General features: G+C 69.4%; 14 protein-coding genes and 4 tRNA genes. 9 read left to right on the top strand and 9 right to left on the bottom strand.

Annotation, left to right across the window (positions count from 1 at the left end; translation table 11 throughout):
• Positions 1-76 precede the first annotated feature (76 nt).
• The 3 genes from ACZ48Z_RS36695 to ACZ48Z_RS36705 all read right to left on the bottom strand — a co-directional run bounded on the left by ACZ48Z_RS36695 (position 77) and on the right by ACZ48Z_RS36705 (position 3,519).
• Positions 77-2,278 (bottom strand): DEAD/DEAH box helicase, encoded by a 2,202-nt coding sequence (locus ACZ48Z_RS36695; RefSeq protein WP_468740244.1) that lies wholly within the window; start codon positions 2,276-2,278, stop codon positions 77-79.
• A gap of 292 nt (positions 2,279-2,570) precedes the next feature.
• Positions 2,571-3,089 (bottom strand): hypothetical protein, encoded by a 519-nt coding sequence (locus ACZ48Z_RS36700; RefSeq protein ID WP_468740245.1) that lies wholly within the window; start codon positions 3,087-3,089, stop codon positions 2,571-2,573.
• A 79-nt stretch (positions 3,090-3,168) separates the two neighbouring features.
• Positions 3,169-3,519 (bottom strand): metallopeptidase family protein, encoded by a 351-nt coding sequence (locus ACZ48Z_RS36705; protein WP_468740246.1) that lies wholly within the window; start codon positions 3,517-3,519, stop codon positions 3,169-3,171.
• Positions 3,520-3,604: 85 nt separating this feature from the next.
• On the opposite strand from ACZ48Z_RS36705, the gene ACZ48Z_RS36710 reads away from it, so the two are divergent.
• The 7 genes from ACZ48Z_RS36710 to ACZ48Z_RS36740 all read left to right on the top strand — a co-directional run bounded on the left by ACZ48Z_RS36710 (position 3,605) and on the right by ACZ48Z_RS36740 (position 10,179).
• Positions 3,605-5,164 (top strand): metallophosphoesterase family protein, encoded by a 1,560-nt coding sequence (locus tag ACZ48Z_RS36710; RefSeq protein WP_468740247.1) that lies wholly within the window; start codon positions 3,605-3,607, stop codon positions 5,162-5,164.
• Between the two features lie 80 nt (positions 5,165-5,244).
• A tRNA-Glu gene (locus tag ACZ48Z_RS36715) sits at positions 5,245-5,317 on the top strand.
• Positions 5,318-5,355: 38 nt separating this feature from the next.
• Positions 5,356-5,430, top strand: a tRNA-Asp gene (locus ACZ48Z_RS36720).
• 24 nt (positions 5,431-5,454) lie between these two features.
• Positions 5,455-5,528, top strand: a tRNA-Phe gene (locus tag ACZ48Z_RS36725).
• 128 nt (positions 5,529-5,656) lie between these two features.
• Positions 5,657-9,616 carry an ATP-dependent RNA helicase HrpA gene (gene hrpA, locus ACZ48Z_RS36730; RefSeq protein WP_468740248.1) on the top strand — a complete coding sequence of 1,320 codons (3,960 nt, stop codon included), beginning with the start codon at positions 5,657-5,659 and terminating at the stop codon, positions 9,614-9,616.
• 93 nt (positions 9,617-9,709) lie between these two features.
• Positions 9,710-9,784 (top strand) — tRNA-Asp (locus tag ACZ48Z_RS36735).
• Positions 9,785-9,987: 203 nt separating this feature from the next.
• Positions 9,988-10,179, top strand: coding sequence for a DUF6274 family protein (locus ACZ48Z_RS36740; protein WP_468740249.1), 192 nt, complete (start codon positions 9,988-9,990; stop codon positions 10,177-10,179).
• A 401-nt stretch (positions 10,180-10,580) separates the two neighbouring features.
• Here the strand turns inward: ACZ48Z_RS36740 and bldC are convergent, their stop codons facing one another.
• Both bldC and ACZ48Z_RS36750 read right to left on the bottom strand, forming a co-directional pair.
• Positions 10,581-10,787, bottom strand: a complete 207-nt coding sequence (gene bldC, locus ACZ48Z_RS36745) for a developmental transcriptional regulator BldC (RefSeq protein ID WP_003949541.1) — start codon at positions 10,785-10,787, stop codon at positions 10,581-10,583.
• A 523-nt stretch (positions 10,788-11,310) separates the two neighbouring features.
• Complete coding sequence (locus ACZ48Z_RS36750) at positions 11,311-12,153, bottom strand: DUF8083 family protein (protein WP_468740250.1); 843 nt, start codon at positions 12,151-12,153, stop codon at positions 11,311-11,313.
• A 222-nt stretch (positions 12,154-12,375) separates the two neighbouring features.
• On the opposite strand from ACZ48Z_RS36750, the gene ACZ48Z_RS36755 reads away from it, so the two are divergent.
• Together ACZ48Z_RS36755 and ACZ48Z_RS36760 are read left to right on the top strand one after the other, a co-directional pair.
• Positions 12,376-13,476: a Leu/Phe/Val dehydrogenase gene (locus tag ACZ48Z_RS36755; RefSeq protein WP_468740251.1), complete on the top strand. Its 1,101-nt coding sequence runs from the start codon at positions 12,376-12,378 to the stop codon at positions 13,474-13,476.
• Between the two features lie 281 nt (positions 13,477-13,757).
• Positions 13,758-14,018, top strand: coding sequence for a DUF3073 domain-containing protein (locus tag ACZ48Z_RS36760; RefSeq protein ID WP_328748565.1), 261 nt, complete (start codon positions 13,758-13,760; stop codon positions 14,016-14,018).
• A gap of 122 nt (positions 14,019-14,140) precedes the next feature.
• Here the strand turns inward: ACZ48Z_RS36760 and purM are convergent, their stop codons facing one another.
• From purM to ACZ48Z_RS36780, 4 genes are all read right to left on the bottom strand, one after another.
• Positions 14,141-15,205, bottom strand: coding sequence for a phosphoribosylformylglycinamidine cyclo-ligase (gene purM, locus ACZ48Z_RS36765; RefSeq protein ID WP_468740252.1), 1,065 nt, complete (start codon positions 15,203-15,205; stop codon positions 14,141-14,143).
• Positions 15,206-15,250: 45 nt separating this feature from the next.
• Entirely contained in the window at positions 15,251-16,777 is a 1,527-nt protein-coding gene (gene purF, locus ACZ48Z_RS36770; RefSeq protein WP_468740253.1) for an amidophosphoribosyltransferase, read from the bottom strand.
• A gap of 57 nt (positions 16,778-16,834) precedes the next feature.
• Positions 16,835-17,683 carry an META domain-containing protein gene (locus tag ACZ48Z_RS36775; RefSeq protein WP_468740254.1) on the bottom strand — a complete coding sequence of 283 codons (849 nt, stop codon included), beginning with the start codon at positions 17,681-17,683 and terminating at the stop codon, positions 16,835-16,837.
• Between the two features lie 66 nt (positions 17,684-17,749).
• The gene (locus tag ACZ48Z_RS36780) at positions 17,750-18,547 is read right to left on the bottom strand and encodes a maleylpyruvate isomerase family mycothiol-dependent enzyme (RefSeq protein WP_468740255.1); all 798 of its coding nucleotides are present in this window, start codon (positions 18,545-18,547) and stop codon (positions 17,750-17,752) included.
• Between the last annotated feature and the right edge of the window lie 58 nt (positions 18,548-18,605).

Here is an 18,605-nt window from a genome sequence, read left to right on the forward strand (position 1 = left end):
TTCGATAGTCGAATACGGATGCGAAAAGGGCCCGCACGACCGAAGTCGTACGGGCCCCAGCTCAGCTCACGCTGTGTCAGCCGTTGCGCTTCCAGCGCGGCTTGTCGTCGCGGCGGCCGAAGGAACCGGTGCCGGTGCCGGTGCCCGTGGTGCGGTGATCGTCACGACGGCCGGTGGGGCGGTCGTGGCCGCCGGAGCGGAAGCCACCGGTGGGGCGGTCGCCCTGACGGTCACGGTTGAAGGGACGGTCGCTGCCCCGGTGGGTGGACGGACGCTCGTCGCGGCGGTCACGGTTGAAGCCACCACCCGAGGGGCGGTCGTCGCGGCGGAAGCCGCCACCCGAGGGACGCTCGTCACGACGGTCACGGTTGAAACCACCGCTCGGGCGGTCGCCCTGGCGGTCACGGTTGAAGCCACCCGAGGGGCGGTCGTCGCGGCGGAAGCCGCCACCCGAGGGACGCTCGTCACGACGGTCACGGTTGAACCCACCGCTCGGGCGGTCGCCCTGGCGGTCACGGTTGAACCCGCCCGAGGAGCGGTCGTCACGACGCTCGAAGGAACGGCCACCCCGGTCGTCCCGACGGTCGTCGCGGCGGAAGCCACCACCCGAGGGACGCTCGTCACGACGGTCACGGTTGAAGCCACCGGAGGAACGGTCGTCACGACGCTCGAAGGAACGGCCACCCCGGTCGTCCCGACGGTCGTCACGACGCTCGTAGTTGCCCCGCTCGTCACGACGCTGACGCGGCTGCTCGTACGCGGGACGCTCGGCCGGCTGCTCGGCGACCACGGCCTCGGCCGAAGCCTCCGCCTCCTGGGCCACGGTCGCCTCGGCGGCCGCGGCGATCGCCGTCTCCGGGTCCTCGCCACGCTCGCGGGCGGCGCGGGCGACCAGACGGTCGGCCTCCTCGCGCAGCTCGGTCGCGCGACGCTGCGCCCGCTCCAGCTCCTTGGCGAGGTGCGAGACCTCACGCTCGGCCTGCTGCGCCGCGTTGGCCGCGGACTCGGACTGGACCTCGGTCATCGAACGCGCGCCCGTGATCTCGGCGACCTCGGGCTCGAAGGCCGTACCGGTGTTGATGATGTGACGCCCGGCGTCGACGCCCGCGTCCTCCATCAGCCGGAAGATCTGGCGGCGCTGGTGCGGCAGGGACAGCGACACGACCGTGCCGGTGCGGCCCGCGCGAGCGGTACGCCCTGCGCGGTGCAGGTAGTCCTTGTGGTCACCGGCGGGGTCGACGTTCAGGACGAGGTCGATGCCGTCGACGTGGATGCCGCGGGCGGCGACGTCGGTCGCGACGAGCGCGTTGACGTAGCCCTTCTTGAAGTCCTCCAGCACGCGGGTGCGGGCACCCTGCGTCATGCCGCCGTGCAGCGCGTCGGCCTTCACACCGGAGTCGCACAGCTGCTCGGCGATACGGTCGGCGCCCAGCTGGGTGCGGACGAAGATGATCGTGCGGCCCTTGCGGGAGGCGATCGCGGCCGTGACCGGCGCCTTGTCCTTGGGCTTCACGATCAGGATGTGGTGCGACATGGTCGTGACGTTGCCCTGGGCGCTGTCGACCTCGTGCGTGACCGGGTTGCTCAGGTAGCGCTTGACCAGCGTGGAGATCTCGTTCTCCATCGTGGCCGAGAACAGCATGCGCTGGCCGCCGCCCGGGATCTGGTCGAGCAGCTCGGTGACCTCGGGCAGGAAGCCCAGGTCGGACATCTGGTCGGCCTCGTCGAGGACGGCGACCTCGACGTTCGCCAGGGAGCAGGCGCCGCGGTTGATGAGGTCGCGCAGCCGGCCCGGGGTGGCGACGAGGACGTCGACACCGCGCTCCAGGGCGTACATCTGGTTGCTCATCGACGTGCCGCCGCAGACGACCTTCATCTTGAGGCCGAGGACGTCGCCGTAGGGCTGGAGGGCGTCCGCGACCTGCATCGCGAGCTCACGGGTCGGCGTGAGGATGATGCCGCGGGGCTTCTTCTTGTCGGTGTGGCCGCCGGACAGCTTCGTCAGCAGCGGCAGACCGAAGGAGAGGGTCTTGCCGGAGCCGGTGCGGCCACGGCCCAGGATGTCCTTGCCGGCCAGGGCGTCCGGGATGGTCGCGGCCTGGATCGGGAAGGGGGAGGTCACGCCGTTCTGGGCGAGCTTGCGGACGACACCCTCGGGGAGACCGAGGTCCGCGAAGGTGGTCTCGGGGGCCTCGGGGGCCTCGAGGGTCTGGGAGACCGCCTCGTCGGTGCCCTCGTTCTCGGGCATGACGATGTGGTCAGAACTGGAAATGGACATGCGTATGCGAAACCTTCCGGAGTCTCGTCGGCACGCGCCCGTCAACTCCGTGATTCGCAATACGACCGCCTCTATGCGGTCAGCCACGGCAAAGGAGAGAACGCGCCACACGGCGCGCTTCTGCGTTGGCGCCGGGCAAATGATCAAACGATCTATAACCATACGCACCCACCACCCCCGAAGGCAAACCGATCCCCGCGCATGTATCCGAGGTCACTCGGCAGCCCGGCCAGGGCGCTGGCGTCCGGTGTCACACCGGTGATCCGGCGGCGGTAGACGCCGGTGTCCGGTGTCACACCGGTGACCCGGCAGTGGGCGCCGGCTCCCGCTGGCTCAGCTGCGGTCCCGTCTCCGGCTGCGCCGAGGACGACGGCTCGGCCGGCGGCGGAGACGGCGTGGGCGACGCGGGCGGCTCGCTCGGCACCGGCGGCTCCGGATCGGCTGAACGGGTGGGTGTCGGATCGGCCCTGGTCGGCGTCGGCACCCCGGGCTTCACCGACTGCCCGGGCCTCGCCGGGGCGGACGCGCTCGCCCCCGCCGAGGCGGACGCCGACGGCGAGGCCGACTCCTCGCCGTCCTTGCCCTTGCCGTGCTTCCCGTGCTTGCCGTCCGAGGCGGCCCCGCCGAACCCCGCGGAACCGCCCGAGACCGCCGTTCCGCCGTCCGGCGCCTCCCCGCCCCGCTCACCGGCGGAGTGCGACGGCTTCGCGCTGTCTCCACCGTCGTCCCCGCCCACGCTCATGCAGCCCGCTGCGGCGGCGACGGCCATGACCGTGGCGGCCAGACGGACGGGTACGTACAAGGGGCGCACGAGCAGCCACCTCCGAGGGCGGTCGTCAAAGAGTCAACGTGCCCAACTCCCGCCGCCCACAAGAGGACACGCGAACCGCTCAGCCGTACCCGAGTGCATGCAACCGCGCGTCGTCGATCCCGAAGTGATGGGCGATCTCGTGCACCACCGTCACCTCGGCCTCCGCGACGACCTCCTCGCGGGTCCCGCACATCCGCAGCGTCGGCCCCCGGTAGATCGTGATGCGATCCGGCAGCACCCCCGCGTACCACTCCCCCCGGTCCGTCAACGGAGTGCCCTCGTACAGCCCGAGCAGCTCGGGATCGTCCGCGGGCGGCTCGTCCTCGACGAACACCGCGACGTTGTCCATCAGCCGCGCCAACTCCGGCGGAATCCGGTCCAGGGCGTCGGCGACCAGTTCCTCGAACTCCTCGCGCGTCATCTCCAGCACAAGCCCATTCTCCGGTACAGAACGCCCGTACGAGAGTCAGGGGCGCGCCCGCATATCCGCGCGTGCACTTGGGCATACGGGACCAATGGCACGCGTCCCCGTCGCAGCCCTGCCCCGCCGCACCGCCCTCGACGCCCTCCGCTCACCCGCACGCGCACTCGCCCGGCACTACGGCAGCCGCCGCGCCCACCCGTCCGCCGAGCTCGTCCACCCGCCCCACCCCTGGGCCCGCGCCCTCAGCCTGGTCGCCGTCGTCCTCATGGGCGCCTGGCTGGGTCTGCTCATCGTCGGCAACGTCCGGGTCCCGGTCGGCCCGATGAACACGACGATGACCCTGCGCCCGTCCCTGACCGGCGGCACGAAGATCAACATCTCACCGCTCGGCGCGCTCCAGCTGGACAGCCACCAGGCCCCCGTCCGCCTCGACGTCAACGTCGACCAGCTCGACCCGGAGCGCTCCCAGGCCCTCGTCGACCACCCCGAACGCCTCTCCGGCCTGCAGGACGAGGTCGCGGCGGACGTCGAGCACGGCACCCTCGACCTCGCCGTCCGCTCCTGCGTCGCCGTCGTCTCCGGCGCCACGGCCCTGGGCCTTGCGGTCTACCGCCGTCCCCGCAGGGCCCTGGCCGCCGGCGGACTCGCCCTGACCCTCCTGGCCGCGTCGGGCGGCACCGCCTACGCCACCTGGAACCCGGAATCGGTACTGGAACCCAAGTTCTCGGGACTGCTCTCCTCAGCGCCCTCCCTGGTGGGCAACGCCCGCAGCATCGTCACCGAGTTCGACGTCTACCAGAAGGAACTGGCCCGCCTGGTGACCAACGTGACGAAGCTCTACGACGTCACGTCCACCCTCCCCGCCTACCAGCCCGACCCCACCACCATCCGGGTCCTGCACGTCTCCGACATCCATCTGAACCCCGCGAGCTGGAAGATCATCGCCTCGCTGGTGGAGCAGTACAAGGTCAATGTGATCGTCGACTCCGGCGACACGATGGATCACGGTACGGCGGCGGAGAACGGCTTCCTGGACCCGATCCCGGACCTCGGCGCCCCCTACGTCTGGGTCCGCGGCAACCACGACTCCCTCACCACCCAGCGCTACATGGAGGGGCTCAAGCGCGTCCACGTCCTGGACAACGGCAAGGCGGAGACCATCGCCGGCCTGCGTTTCGCCGGCATGGGCGACCCCCAGTTCACCCCGGACCGTTCCACGAACCCGGGCGCCGACGAGTCCCAGGAGGCGGCGGGCGCCCGCCTGGCCGCGGCCCTGCGCGAGCAGCGCGCGGTCGGCACCCCGGTCGACCTCGCGATCGCCCACGAACCCTCCGCCGCCCGCGAGGTCGACGGCGAGGTCCCGATGATCCTGTCCGGCCACCTCCACCACCAGGAGATGGAGGTCATGAAGAAGGGCACGCGGCTGCGCGTCGAGGGCTCGACGGGCGGCAGCGGACTGCGTGCCGTCGAGGGCAGGTACCCCGACCCCATCGAGGCCTCGATCCTCTACCTGGACCGCGACACCCGCCGCCTCCAGGCCTGGGACGAGATCAAGCTCGGCGGCCTGGGCCTGACGACGGCGGAGGTCAGCCGCCACCTCCCGGAGGACAACCAGCCGGGCGCCACGCCGTCACCCTCGGGCTCCCCTTAAACCGTTTTGGCGATACCTCCCGGCATCCCATATGCTTCTCACGTCCCCGACGCGCTGAGAAGCGCCCAGGATGGCCTGTAGCCCTCATCGTCTAGTGGCCCAGGACGCCGCCCTTTCAAGGCGGTAGCACGGGTTCGAATCCCGTTGGGGGTACGCAATATCGTGTGCGAGACTGTTCGCGCACAAAGCTTGGTCCTGTGGAGCAGTTTGGAGTGCTCGCCACCCTGTCAAGGTGGAGGCCGCGGGTTCAAATCCCGTCAGGACCGCTGAGGTTTCTTCTGGAACCTCTCGGCTGGGTAGCTCAGTTGGTACGAGCGACCGCCTGAAAAGCGGTAGGTCGCCGGTTCGACCCCGGCCCCAGCCACAGCACAGACCCCGATCCCCGGATCGGGGTCTTGTTGTATGTGTCCCGGTCGCGTCCGCACCGGCCGCACCACCCGGCGCCAAAACCGTTCGCCACTAATTTCCCCGGGATGAGATCCTGGACCGCGTATGTCTACGCACCCTGCCCCCGCCCCCGGCTCCCCCGCTTTCGCGGAGCTCGCCGCCCGCCTGACCGAGCTGTCCCTGCGTGACGCGCACCGGCTCGGGCGCAGGCTCGAAGGCGCGCGCAAGATCCGCAAGCCGGAGGCGCGGGCCGCCGTCCTGACCGAGATCGAGACCGAGGTCGGCAAGGGCGCGGAGCGGACCGCCGCACGGCGTGCGCGCACGCCCGCGGTGACCTACCCCGAGCAGCTGCCGGTCAGCCAGAAGAAGGACGAGATCGCGGCCGCCATCCGTGATCACCAGGTCGTGATCGTCGCCGGTGAGACCGGGTCCGGCAAGACCACCCAGATCCCGAAGATCTGTCTGGAACTGGGCCGGGGCGTACGCGGCATGATCGGGCACACCCAGCCCCGTCGTATCGCCGCCCGTACCGTCGCCGAGCGGATCGCCGAGGAACTGGACACCCCGCTCGGCGAGGCCGTCGGCTGGAAGGTGCGGTTCACCGACCAGGTGAACCCGGAGGCGACCTTCGTCAAGCTGATGACGGACGGCATCCTGCTCGCCGAGATCCAGACCGACCGCGAGCTGTACGGCTACGACACGATCATCATCGACGAGGCCCACGAGCGGTCCCTCAACATCGACTTCCTGCTCGGGTATCTGGCTCAGCTGCTGCCCAGGCGGCCTGACCTCAAGGTCGTCATCACCTCGGCGACCATCGATCCCGAGCGGTTCTCCCGGCACTTCGGGGACGCGCCGATCGTCGAGGTCAGCGGGCGGACGTATCCGGTGGAGGTGCGCTACCGGCCTCTACTGGAGGAGGACTCCGAGGACTCGGACCGCGACCAGATCACCGCGATCTGCGACGCCGTCGAGGAGCTCCAGGGCGAGGGCAAGGGCGACATCCTCGTCTTCCTCTCCGGCGAGCGGGAGATCCGGGACACCGCGGACGCGCTCGTGAAGAAGAACTACCGCTTCACGGAGGTCCTCCCCCTCTACGCGCGGCTCTCGCACGCCGAGCAGCACCGCGTGTTCCAGCAGCACACCGGGCGCAGGATCGTTCTGGCGACGAACGTGGCCGAGACGTCCCTGACCGTGCCGGGCATCAAGTACGTCATCGATCCGGGCTTCGCCAGGATCTCCCGTTACAGCCACCGCACCAAGGTCCAGCGGCTGCCCATCGAGGCGGTCTCGCAGGCCAGCGCCAACCAGCGCAAGGGCCGCTGCGGCCGTACCTCCGACGGCATCTGCATCCGGCTGTACAGCGAGGAGGACTTCGAGGCCCGCCCCGAGTTCACGGACGCGGAGATCCTCCGCACCAACCTCGCCTCCGTCATCCTCCAGATGACCGCGGCCGGCCTCGGCGACATCGAGAAGTTCCCTTTCATCGACCCGCCGGACCACCGCAACATCCGGGACGGCGTCCAACTCCTCCAGGAACTGGGCGCGTTCGACCCGACGCAGAAGGACGTACGCAACCGGCTGACCCAGACCGGCCGCAAGCTCGCGCAGCTGCCCGTCGACCCGCGGCTGGCGCGCATGGTCCTGGAGGCCGACAAGAACGGCTGTGTCCGCGAGGTCATGGTGATAGCCGCCGCGCTCTCCATCCAGGACCCGCGCGAGCGCCCGGCCGACAAGCAGACCCAGGCCGACCAGCAGCACGCCCGCTTCCGTGACGAGACCAGCGACTTCCTCGCCTACCTCAACCTGTGGCGGTATGTCCGCGAGCAGCAGAAGGAGCGGGGTTCCAGTTCCTTCCGGCGCATGTGCAAGCAGGAGTACCTCAACTTCCTGCGCATTCGCGAATGGCAGGACATCTACACCCAACTGCGCACGGTCGCCAAGCAGATGGGCATCCATCTGAACGAGGACGACGCGGCCGAGCAGAGCGTCCACGTCTCCCTCCTCGCCGGTCTGCTCTCGCACATCGGCATGAAGGACGTGAAGGACGGCAACAAGAACGAGTATCTCGGCGCCCGCAGCGCCAAGTTCGCGATCTTCCCGGGCTCCGCGCTCTTCAAGAAGCAGCCCCGTTTCGTCATGTCGGCGGAGCTGGTGGAGACCTCGCGCCTGTGGGCCCGGGTCAACGCCAGGATCGAGCCCGAGTGGGTCGAGCCGCTCGCGGAGCACCTGCTGAAGCGGACGTACTCCGAACCGCACTGGGAGAAGGACCAGGCCGCGGTGATGGCGTACGAGAAGGTCACGCTGTACGGCGTGCCGATCGTCGCGCAGCGCAAGGTGAACTACGGCCGGATCGACGCGGAGGCCTCCCGGGAGCTTTTCATCCGCAACGCCCTGGTCGAGGGCGACTGGCGCACCCACCACAAGTTCTTCGCCGACAACCGCCGACTCCTCAGCGAGGTCGAGGAGTTGGAGCACCGCGCGCGGCGCCGGGACATCGTGGTCGACGACGACACGCTGTTCGACTTCTACGACGAGAAGGTTCCCGAACACGTCGTCTCCGGGGCCCACTTCGACTCGTGGTGGAAGCACAAGCGGCACGAGGAGCCGGAGTTCCTGGACTTCGAGCGCGCGATGCTCATCCGGGAGTCGGCGGAGGCGGTCACCAAGGACGACTACCCCGACTCGTGGCGGCAGGGCCAGCTCAAGTTCCGTGTGACGTACCAGTTCGAGCCGGGCGCGGACGCGGACGGCGTGACCGTCCACATCCCGCTCCAGGTCCTGAACCAGGTGACGGACGAGGGCTTCGACTGGCAGATCCCGGGCCTCAGGGAGGAGCTGGTGACGGAGTTGATCCGTTCCCTCCCGAAGCCGATCCGCCGCAACTACGTGCCGGCGCCGAACTTCGCGAAGCGGTTCCTGGACACGGCCGTCCCGCTCCAGGAGCCGTTGACGGTCACGATGGCCCGTGAGCTGAAGCGCATGGTCGGCGTGCCGTTCGACGCGGACGACTTCGACCTGTCGAGGATTCCGGACCATCTGCGGATCACGTTCCGGATCGTCGACGAGCGGCGCCGGAAGCTGGCCGAGGACAAGGACCTGGAGACGCTGCGGCTGCGGCTCCGGCCGAAGGCGCGTCAGGCGCTGTCGCAGGCCGCGGCGGCGACCGCCTCCCGGGAGGGCGGCGAGTCACTGGAGCGCAAGGGCCTCACGGACTGGACGATCGGCACGCTCACCCGGGTCTTCGAGACGCGCCGGGCAGGTCAGCCGGTGAAGGCCTATCCAGCTCTGGTCGACGACGGCGACACGGTGTCCGTGCGGCTCTTCGACACGGAGGCGGAGCAGTCCGAGGCGATGTGGAAGGGCACGCGGCGGCTGATCGTGCGCAACATCCCGGTGAGCCCGGCGAAGTTCGCCTCCGAGAAGCTGACGAACCCCCAGAAGCTGGCGCTGTCGGCGAACCCGCACGGCTCGATCCAGGCCCTGTTCGAGGACTGCGCGACCGCCGCCGCGGACAAGCTGATCCGTGACTTCGGGGGCCCGGCGTGGGACGAGGAGTCCTACCGGAAGCTCTACGACAAGGTGCGGGCGGAGATCGTCGACACGACGGTGCGTACGGTCGGGCAGGTGCAGCAGGTGCTCGCCGCCTGGCAGGCCTGTGAGCGGCGCCTGAAGACCGTACGGAGCCCCGCGCTGCTGGCGAACCTCGCGGACGTACGGGCGCAGTTGGACGCGCTGGTGAAGCCGGGGTTCGTGACGGCGACGGGGTTGCGCCGCCTGCCCGACCTGATGCGCTACCTGGTCGCGGCGGACCGCCGGCTCCAGCAGATGGCGACGAACGTCCAGCGGGACACGACCCGTATGGAGAAGGTCCACGAGATGCAGGACGAGTACGCCTGGCTCCTGGAACAGCTCCCCCAGGGGCGGCCCGTCGCCCAGCAGGTACTGGACGTCCGCTGGATGATCGAGGAGCTGCGGGTCAGCTATTTCGCCCACGCCCTCGGCACCGCGTACCCCGTCTCCGACAAGCGGATCGTGAAGGCGATCGACACGCTCGCGCCGTAACGGCTCCCGCACGCACGGTGAGTTCGACCAGGCCCGCCCGCTCCTGTACAGTCCTTCTCGCAGCGCAACGCAGCAATAAGCGCCGCGAAACCTGGTCCTGTGGAGCAGTTTGGAGTGCTCGCCACCCTGTCAAGGTGGAGGCCGCGGGTTCAAATCCCGTCAGGACCGCAGCAAGAAGCAAGGCCCGCAACCCGGCAACGGGATGCGGGCCTTCTTCGTGTCTGCGGTCCGGTGACGGGGTGAGCAGGTCTTCTGCGTGGCCGTGCGGGGGCCGAGGGGGCCGGTGCCACTCATGCCATCTTGACGGGGCTCCCAGAGCCCGGTACCCAGAGACCAGGGCGCGTTCCTCGCAGAGCCCCTGGAGGTGGCGTATGGCGGCAACGGCCAGGCACGAGACGCGGGCCCTGCTCCGCGCGCACCTGTCGGCCGCGTCGTCGTATCGGCATCTGACCCGCCACTGCGCGATCTGCCACCGCCTGTTGCGGCTGGCGATGGACTCCGCGCCGCAGACCACCACGGCCCCGGAGGGAGACAGGGAGGACGAGAGCCCCTCCCCCGCGTGACCCCCTCTAGTGCACATGAACCGGAAGCAACAAGGACTCTGGCATGTGACGGGAGTCACCGTATGAGTTTTTGAAACCGTGGAACTTACCACTCTCCTACAACTGGTCAATTTTATATGTGCAATTGCACTACTGGTCGCGCCTCCGTCAGGCTCCGGTCAGCGGCCGCCCCACAGGAGATCCGACACCCCTCCCCAGACTCCGACAAGCCCGCTCACAGCGGTGCCGGACCCCCACGGTTCGCGCACAAAAAAGATCGCGCCGGACTCGGCGGAGTCCAGCGCGATCGACGACGAGGTGGAGACTGGGCCCCGTTGGGGCAGGACCCGCGTCGCTTGTAGCCAGGGTTCGGGCGCCTCAACCGGTTGGGGGACCAGTCGATTTGCCCGGTTATTCAGTTGTTAGGCCTCGCTGCGCTGCTGCGGGATGCCCGCGAGCAGAGCGCGGACCTCAGCCTCGCGGTAACGGCGGTGTCCGCCGAGCGTGCGAATCGACGTGAGCTTGCCGGCCTTCGCCCACCGCGTGACCGTCTTCGGGTCCACGCGGAACATCGTGGCGACCTCAGCCGGGGTCAGCAGCGGCTCGGCATCAGGGGTGCGAGCGGTCATGAGCGGCCTCCTCGGGAGAACCGATCGTTCTCGGTTCTTTCCTCTAAATTCTGCACCTTGACCCGCGTTGCCCGAAATGGCGGATGCGGGTCGAGTCGGTTATAGGACGAACGGCTTGTCCTCGGCACTACAACTACACCATCTGTCCAGCCGCGTCGGCCAAACCGATGGAATTGCCCCCCAGGTGTTCATCGGCGACGGAAGCCGATGGACCATGCCATAGCGGACAGTCACGCCACTGTGACGATCAGTCACAGAGCGATCAGGAGTCACCAGACCCCCCAAAGCGGAACCTCCCCCGGGCCCCTTGTCCTATTTTGGCATGAGGAGGGGCAAGAGATGCAAGAGCCGGGTACGTGCGGTCCGTCACGCTTGACACTCCGTGAGGCGTACGCCCGGATCGGGACCTACGTCCGTTGTCGGCGCGACTGCAGGAAAGCTGGAACACCTTGAGCGAGGACCAAACCCCAAAACGGGCGTCAGGTCAAACGCCAGTTCGTGACATGCCGCACAGGAAGCCCATTCAGTTCGCCGAGCGACGCTCCCTGACGGCCCGCCAGCGCTCCACGAGCCGCCCGTAGGCCTCCCCTGCCGCGGCCCCGTCGCCGCGCCTGAGCGCCTCGATGCCCTCGGCCACGTCCGCCGCCGAGTGGTCGTCCTCCAGCTCGCCGTGCGGGAGCACATGCACCAGACCGCCGTAGTCGACCTCGACCAGCGAGCGCGGGTGGAACTCCTCCAGCCAGCGCCCGACGTCGATCAGACCGTCGATGAGCGGTCCCTCGTCCATGGCGTCCTTGAGGGTCCGCAGGGCCCGCGCCACGCGCCGCCGGGCCTGCACCATGGGCGTGCGGTAGCGCAGCGTCGGCGGGACGTCGCCGGAGCCCTTGTCGAAGTGCCGTTCGTCGTCGGCCACCAGCACGAACCAGTTCAGCGGCACCTGCCAGGTCGCGGTGCGGATCCAGGGCCGGGCGTCCGGGTTGCGGGCGAGCCAGCGCTCGTAGTCCTGGGCGCTCTGGCGGCGTACGAGCTCGGGCAGGACCGCGTCCAGGACCGGCCCCGGCAGCTCGTCCCCGAGCTCCTCCAGGGCCAGCCAGCCGCGCAGCCGGGTGCGCCACGGGCACACGCACACCACGCCGTCCACGTCGAGCACGAAGGCGTCGCCGCTCTCGTGCACCGGGACCGGGATAGGCGGGACGGGCAGCAGGTCGGCCAGCGAGCGGCGCAGTTCGTCCTGGTAGGACGGACGGTCCGGGCGCCGGGCGTAGCCGGCCCAGTGGCCGCGTTCGGGTTCGGGAAAGGCAGCCAGCGGTTCGTACACGCGCAGATAGGTCGCATACGGGACGATCACCGAGGACACCTTGGGCACGCCTGCACTCTCCCCCGCCGCCTGCCGGGAAAACCTGCGGAACCCGCACACAAACGCGCGGGAAAACCATGCAAATCGTCGCACGCCCGTGCCTGGGGAAAAGGTGATCCTGAGCACTGCACGACCGCGGGCCGTCACAAGGCCTAATCTCGTGCCCACCGGCCCCGCCACCCTTACGGGAGCCGGTGACCCACCGCCGCAACGTACCCAGGAGTCACCACAGTGACCGATGTAACCGGCGCCCCTGCCGACGTGCTGCACACCCTGTTCCACTCGAACCAGGGCGGCCACGAGCAGGTCGTGCTCTGCCAGGACCGCAGAAGCGGCCTCAAGGCCGTCATCGCCCTCCACTCCACCGCGCTCGGTCCCGCCCTCGGCGGGACCCGCTTCTACCCGTACGCGACCGAGGCGGAGGCCGTCGCCGACGCGCTGAACCTCGCGCGCGGGATGTCGTACAAGAACGCCATGGCCGGCCTCGACCACGGCGGCGGCAAGGCCGTGATCATCGGGGACCCGGAGCGCGACAAGAGCGAGGAACTGCTCCTGGCGTACGGCCGGTTCGTCTCCTCGCTGGGCGGCCGGTACGTCACCGCCTGCGACGTCGGTACCTACGTCGCCGACATGGACGTCGTCGCACGTGAATGCCGCTGGACGACCGGCCGCTCCCCCGAGAACGGCGGCGCCGGCGACTCCTCCGTCCTCACCGCCTTCGGCGTCTACCAGGGCATGCGGGCCAGCGCCGCGCACCTGTGGGGCGACCCCTCGCTGCGGGGGCGCCGGGTGGGCATCGCGGGCGTCGGCAAGGTCGGGCACCACCTCGTGGAACACCTCCTGGAGGAGGGCGCCGAGGTCCTGGTCACGGACGTGCGGCGGGAGGCCGTCCAGCGGATCGCCGAGCGCCACCCGTCCGTCGGGGTGGTCACCGACACCGGGGCGCTCGTCCGGAGCGCGGGCCTCGACATCTACGCCCCATGCGCCCTCGGCGGCGCCCTGAACGACGACACCGTTCCCGCGCTGAGCGCCCGGATCGTCTGCGGGGCGGCCAACAACCAGCTCGCCCACCCGGGCGTCGAGAAGGACCTCGCCGACCGCGGGATCCTCTACGCGCCGGACTACGTGGTGAACGCCGGCGGAGTCATCCAGGTCGCCGACGAACTGCACGGGTTCGACTTCGAACGGTGCAGGGCCAAGGCCGCCGAGATCTACGACACCACGCTCGGAATCTTCGCACGTGCGAAGGAAGACGGGATTCCGCCGGCTGCCGCGGCCGACCGGATCGCCGAGCAGCGGATGCATGAGGCGGCCGTGGAACGGGCCCGCTGACGTCTGGCCGGTACCCGTCGGCGCACACTTGGAGAGAACTCTCACGTTCGTCGGCGGGTCGGCCGCCAAGAAGTGGTTAAAATCGCGGTTGACCAGCGGGGACGGGGCTCCCCGAGGGTTCTGGGTTCGGCCACGTCCTGTGGGCGACGTACCGTATGGGCGTGGGCTCAGGTACCGTGGAAGCCCTACGGACCGGTCTCTCTGCGGAGAGCCCGTTCCAGATCATGAACGCGTGTCAAGACTCTGGGGCCGCCGGGCCCCGTATCCGAGGGGGTCGAGCCATGGGGCGCGGCCGGGCAAAGGCCAAGCAGACGAAGGTCGCCCGCCAGCTGAAGTACAGCAGCGGCGGGACTGATCTGTCGCGTCTGGCCAATGAGCTGGGCGCTTCGACGACTTCGAGCCAGCCGCCTAACGGCGAGCCGTTCGAGGACGATGAGGACGAGGACGACCCGTACTCCCAGTACGCGGATCTCTATAACGACGACGATGAGGACGAGGACGACCAGTCCGGTCCTTCGTCGCAACATCGCCGCGGCGCGTAGTGCTTGCAGCGGCTTAGCCGTTTGCCGACCCGGTCCGGAGCCTTGGCGCCGGACCGGGTTTCGTGCTGGCGTCACGGGGCTCCGCCCCGGACCCCGCTCCTCAAACGCCGGAGGGGCTGAATTCAGGCGTAGTCGCCCACCAGTTCCGCGCCTGTGGTGCGGTCTTCGCGGTCGGTGATCTCACCGGCCACCCATGCCTCGACCCCGCGGTCGGCCAGAGTCTCCAGGGCCACGTCAGCCGAGTCCTGCGGGACGATCGCGATCATGCCGACGCCCATGTTCAGGGTCTTCTCCAGCTCCAGGCGCTCGACCTGCCCCGTCCTGCCGACGAGGTCGAAGATCGGGTCCGGGGTCCAGGTGGAGCGGTCCACGACGGCGTGCAGGGCGTCGGGGATCACCCGGGCCAGGTTGGCGGCGAGGCCGCCACCGGTGACGTGCGAGAAGGCGTGCACGTCCGCCGTGCGGATCAGGGCCAGGCAGTCCAGCGAGTAGATCTTGGTGGGCTCCAGGAGCTCCTCACCGAGGGTGCGGCCGAGCTCGTCGATCCGGGCGTCCAGGGCCAGGCCCGCCTCGTTCAGGAGCACATGCCGCACGAGCGAGTACCCGTTCGAGTGAAGACCCGAGGCCGCCATGGCGACGACGGCGTCACCCTTACGGATGCGATCCGCGCCGAGCAGCCGGTCGGCCTCCACAGCGCCCGTCCCGGCCCCGGCGACGTCGAAGTCGTCCGGGCCCAGCAGACCGGGGTGCTCGGCCGTCTCGCCGCCCACCAGGGCGCAGCCGGCGAGCACACAGCCCTCGGCGATGCCCTTGACGATCGCGGCGACACGCTCGGGGTGGACCTTGCCGACACAGATGTAGTCGGTCATGAACAGCGGCTCGGCACCGCACACCACGATGTCGTCCATGACCATCGCGACGAGGTCGTGGCCGATGGTGTCGTAGACGCCCATCTGCCGCGCGATGTCGACCTTGGTCCCGACGCCGTCGGTGGCGGAGGCGAGGAGGGGACGCTCGTAGCGCTTGAGGGCGGAGGCGTCGAAGAGGCCGGCGAAACCACCGAGGCCGCCGAGGACCTCGGGGCGCTGGGTCTTCTTCACCCACTCCTTCATCAGCTCGACGGCGCGGTCACCCGCTTCGATGTCGACGCCCGCGGCTGCGTAGCTGGCACCAGTTGTCTCAGACATGGCAGTAGAGAACCTTCGTGTCGTACGGCAGGTGGGACGGGCTGTCTACGGGCGACGGATGGCGTCGGCCGCGGCCGTGGAGGCGGGCCCTGCGGCCAGCTCGGTCTCCAGAAGCTGCTTGCCGAGCAGCTCGGGGTCCGGGAGCTCCATCGGGTACTCGCCGTCGAAGCAGGCACGGCACAGGTTCGGCTTGGCGATGGTGGTCGCCTCGATCATGCCGTCGAGGGAGATGTACGAGAGGGAGTCGGCGCCCATCGAGGTGCCGATCTCGTCGATGGTCATGCCGTTGGCGATGAGCTCCGCGCGGGTGGCGAAATCTATGCCGAAGAAGCAAGGCCACTTCACGGGGGGCGAGGAGATCCGGATGTGGACCTCCGCCGCGCCCGCCTCGCGGAGCATCCGCACCAGGGCCCGCTGGGTGTTGCCGCGCACGATCGAGTCGTCGACGACGACCAGACGCTTGCCCTTGATGACTTCCTTGAGTGGATTCAGCTTCAGGCGGATGCCGAGCTGGCGAATGGTCTGCGAGGGCTGGATGAACGTACGGCCGACGTAGGCGTTCTTCACGAGACCCGCGCCGAAGGGGATGCCGGACGCCTCGGCGTAGCCGATGGCGGCCGGTGTGCCCGACTCCGGTGTCGCTATGACCAGGTCGGCGTCGACCGGGGCTTCTTTCGCGAGCTTGCGGCCCATCTCCACGCGGGAGAGGTACACGTTCCGGCCGGCGATGTCGGTGTCGGGGCGGGCGAGATAGACGTACTCGAAAACACAGCCCTTGGGCTTCGCTTCCGCGAATCGGGAGGTGCGCAGGCCGTTCTCGTCGATGGCGACGAACTCACCCGGCTCGATCTCGCGGACATAGCTCGCGCCGCAGATGTCCAGGGCGGCGGACTCCGAGGCGACGACCCAGCCGCGCTCCAGGCGGCCGAGGACCAGCGGGCGGATGCCCTGCGGGTCGCGGGCGGCGTACAGGGTGTGCTCGTCCATGAAGACGAGGGAGAAGGCGCCCCGCACCTTCGGGAGGACGGAGTGGGCCGCCTCCTCGATGGTCAGCGGCTTGCCGTCCTCGTCGACCTGGGCCGCGAGGAGCGCGGTGAGCAGGTCGGTGTCGTTGGTCGCGGCCACTCGCGGGCTGCGGCCCTCCTGCTTGGGCAGGTCGGCGACCATCTCGGCGAGCTGCGCCGTGTTGACCAGGTTGCCGTTGTGGCCGAGCGCGATGGAACCGTGCGCGGTGGCACGGAACGTCGGCTGGGCGTTCTCCCACACGGAGGCGCCGGTGGTCGAGTAGCGGGCGTGACCGACCGCGATGTGACCCTGGAGCGAACCGAGCGAGGTCTCGTCGAAGACCTGGGAAACGAGGCCCATGTCCTTGAAGACGAGGATCTGTGAGCCGTTGCTGACCGCGATTCCCGCGGATTCCTGGCCTCGATGCTGGAGGGCGTAGAGCCCGAAGTAGGAGAGCTTGGCGACCTCTTCGCCCGGAGCCCAGACACCGAAGACGCCGCAAGCGTCCTGGGGGCCCTTCTCGCCGGGGAGCAGGTCGTGGTTGAGTCGTCCGTCACCACGTGGCACGGTTCCGAGTGTAGGCGAGATCGACCACTGGTCCGAATTCGCGGAGAGTGGGCTTTCTTACTCCGCGCGGGCCCGAAGATCCTTCCCGGAAGCCGTCGTGAGGGTCAGAGAATCCCGTTCCTGCTGGTAGGAGACCTTGCCGGAGAGGGTTTCGGTGAGTTCGCGCTCGGTCTTCATCACCGGGCCGGAACACACCATGCGTGTGGTCGCGAGGCGCCCGAACTCGATGGTGCCGCCCTTGACGGTGGCCTTGCCGTGAAATGTGTTGCAGCCGAGGCTGCCGGTGACGGCGTTGTCCTCGGTGAGCGTGAGGTACGCCTTGGTGTCCGTCTTGGTGTCCGTCTCCGTTTGGATGACCCAGCGGGTGCCCTTGAGGGGCGGGGTCACAGCGGGTCCGTCGCGCAGGGTGATGCTGTCGCCCTCCGGGCTGGTCAGGGTGAGTGTCCGGACGCCGTTCCGCTCCTGGACCGCGGTCTTGAGGTCGTTGTCGAAGACGCCGACGAACTTCTGCTCGAACTCTCCCACCGGGCCCGGGCAGCCCATCAGCGTCATGGCGAGGTCGGAGATCTTCACGGTGTCGCCCACGATCTCGGCGTCGGCGCCGATGCTGTTGCAGCCGACCCTGCCGCCGGACTCGCCGCCGCCGACGTCCGGTTCGGCCGCGCCGGGCTTGAAGATGATCTCCGCCTCGCGCGAGGAGCCCTTGACCTCCGGGAGCAGATAGTCCTTGCCGTCCACGGTCACCTTCTGGGGAATCCAGCGGGTGTCCGCGATGACCGGGGCCTTCTTGGTCTCCCCTTCGCCGACAGCGCCGCTTCCGCTGCCGGACTCCGTGCCGCAGGCGGCCAGCACGGCGGTGCCGGCCAGGGCTGCGGCGGCGTACTTCACGTAGGTCGTCCGCTTCATGGTTCTTTGACGCACGAGGCGGGCCGCGGGTTCGGTGCCGTTATCAGTCCGTTGTCATGCTCGCCGTCAACTCATCAGGGGCAGCAGTCCGCCCAGGTCCGCCCGTTCCCCGCTCGCGCTGACCTCGGCCTCGTCGAGCGCGTCCTGCCAGGTCCGCCGCCCGGTGGCGAGCCGGATCCAGGTCAGCGGGTCGGTCTCGACGACGTTCGGAGGGGTGCCCCGGGTGTGCTTCGGCCCCTCGACGCACTGGACGACGGCGTACGGCGGGATCCGCACCTCGGTCGAGCCGCCGGGTGCCTTGGTGGCGAGGGCGTCGGCTAGCAGGCGGGTGCAGGCGGCGAGGGCCTGGCGGTCGTGAGGGACGTCGAGGCCGGGCACGGCGGCGTTGAGGTCGTCGGTGTGGACGACGAGCTCGACGGTACGGGTGACCAGGTATTCGGCGAGGGGCAGCGCACCCACGTTGGTCTGCAGGAGCCGGGTGCCGGGGTGCGCGTCCAGCAGCTCGGTCAGGGTGCGGTCGACGTCCGTGAGGTAGGCGTCGAGGTCCGGGTGCTGTGCGGCGAGGCCCTGGGTGAAGTCGGCGATGGCCGCGGAACTGGCGGCGGTGGCGAAGGGCCAGTCCAGGAGTGTGGCGTCCTGCCGGGCGGGCGCGGGCAGAGCCAGGGCCCGGTGGACGGCGGTGACGGCCATCCCGACGTGAGCGACCAGCTCCCGTACGGTCCACTCCCCCAGGCGCGTCGGCAGCGCCAGCTGCTCCGGAGTCAGGGTGCGCACGGCCTCCCGTACGTTCCCGAGCTGGGCCTCGACGGCCTTGCGGATCTTGACGGGGTCGTAGGTACGGGCGCGCTTCCTGACCGTGGGCATGGCGGTGAGCCTAGTCGGGGCGGGGGTGCCGTACTCCCGCGTGCCCTTCTGCGCGGCC

Source organism: Streptomyces sp. NPDC031225, from assembly GCF_055570355.1.

What these genes read in the sequence shown, in the direction of transcription:
- ACZ48Z_RS36775 (WP_468740254.1), bottom strand. Translation starts at nt 17,683, where the DNA reads ATGAAGCGGACGACCTACGTGAAGTACGCCGCCGCAGCCCTGGCCGGC.
- ACZ48Z_RS36780 (WP_468740255.1), bottom strand. Translation starts at nt 18,547, where the DNA reads ATGCCCACGGTCAGGAAGCGCGCCCGTACCTACGACCCCGTCAAGATC.
- hrpA (WP_468740248.1), top strand. Translation starts at nt 5,657, where the DNA reads ATGTCTACGCACCCTGCCCCCGCCCCCGGCTCCCCCGCTTTCGCGGAG.
- purM (WP_468740252.1), bottom strand. Translation starts at nt 15,205, where the DNA reads ATGTCTGAGACAACTGGTGCCAGCTACGCAGCCGCGGGCGTCGACATC.
- ACZ48Z_RS36710 (WP_468740247.1), top strand. Translation starts at nt 3,605, where the DNA reads ATGGCACGCGTCCCCGTCGCAGCCCTGCCCCGCCGCACCGCCCTCGAC.
- ACZ48Z_RS36695 (WP_468740244.1), bottom strand. Translation starts at nt 2,278, where the DNA reads ATGTCCATTTCCAGTTCTGACCACATCGTCATGCCCGAGAACGAGGGC.
- ACZ48Z_RS36740 (WP_468740249.1), top strand. Translation starts at nt 9,988, where the DNA reads ATGGCGGCAACGGCCAGGCACGAGACGCGGGCCCTGCTCCGCGCGCAC.
- ACZ48Z_RS36760 (WP_328748565.1), top strand. Translation starts at nt 13,758, where the DNA reads ATGGGGCGCGGCCGGGCAAAGGCCAAGCAGACGAAGGTCGCCCGCCAG.
- bldC (WP_003949541.1), bottom strand. Translation starts at nt 10,787, where the DNA reads ATGACCGCTCGCACCCCTGATGCCGAGCCGCTGCTGACCCCGGCTGAG.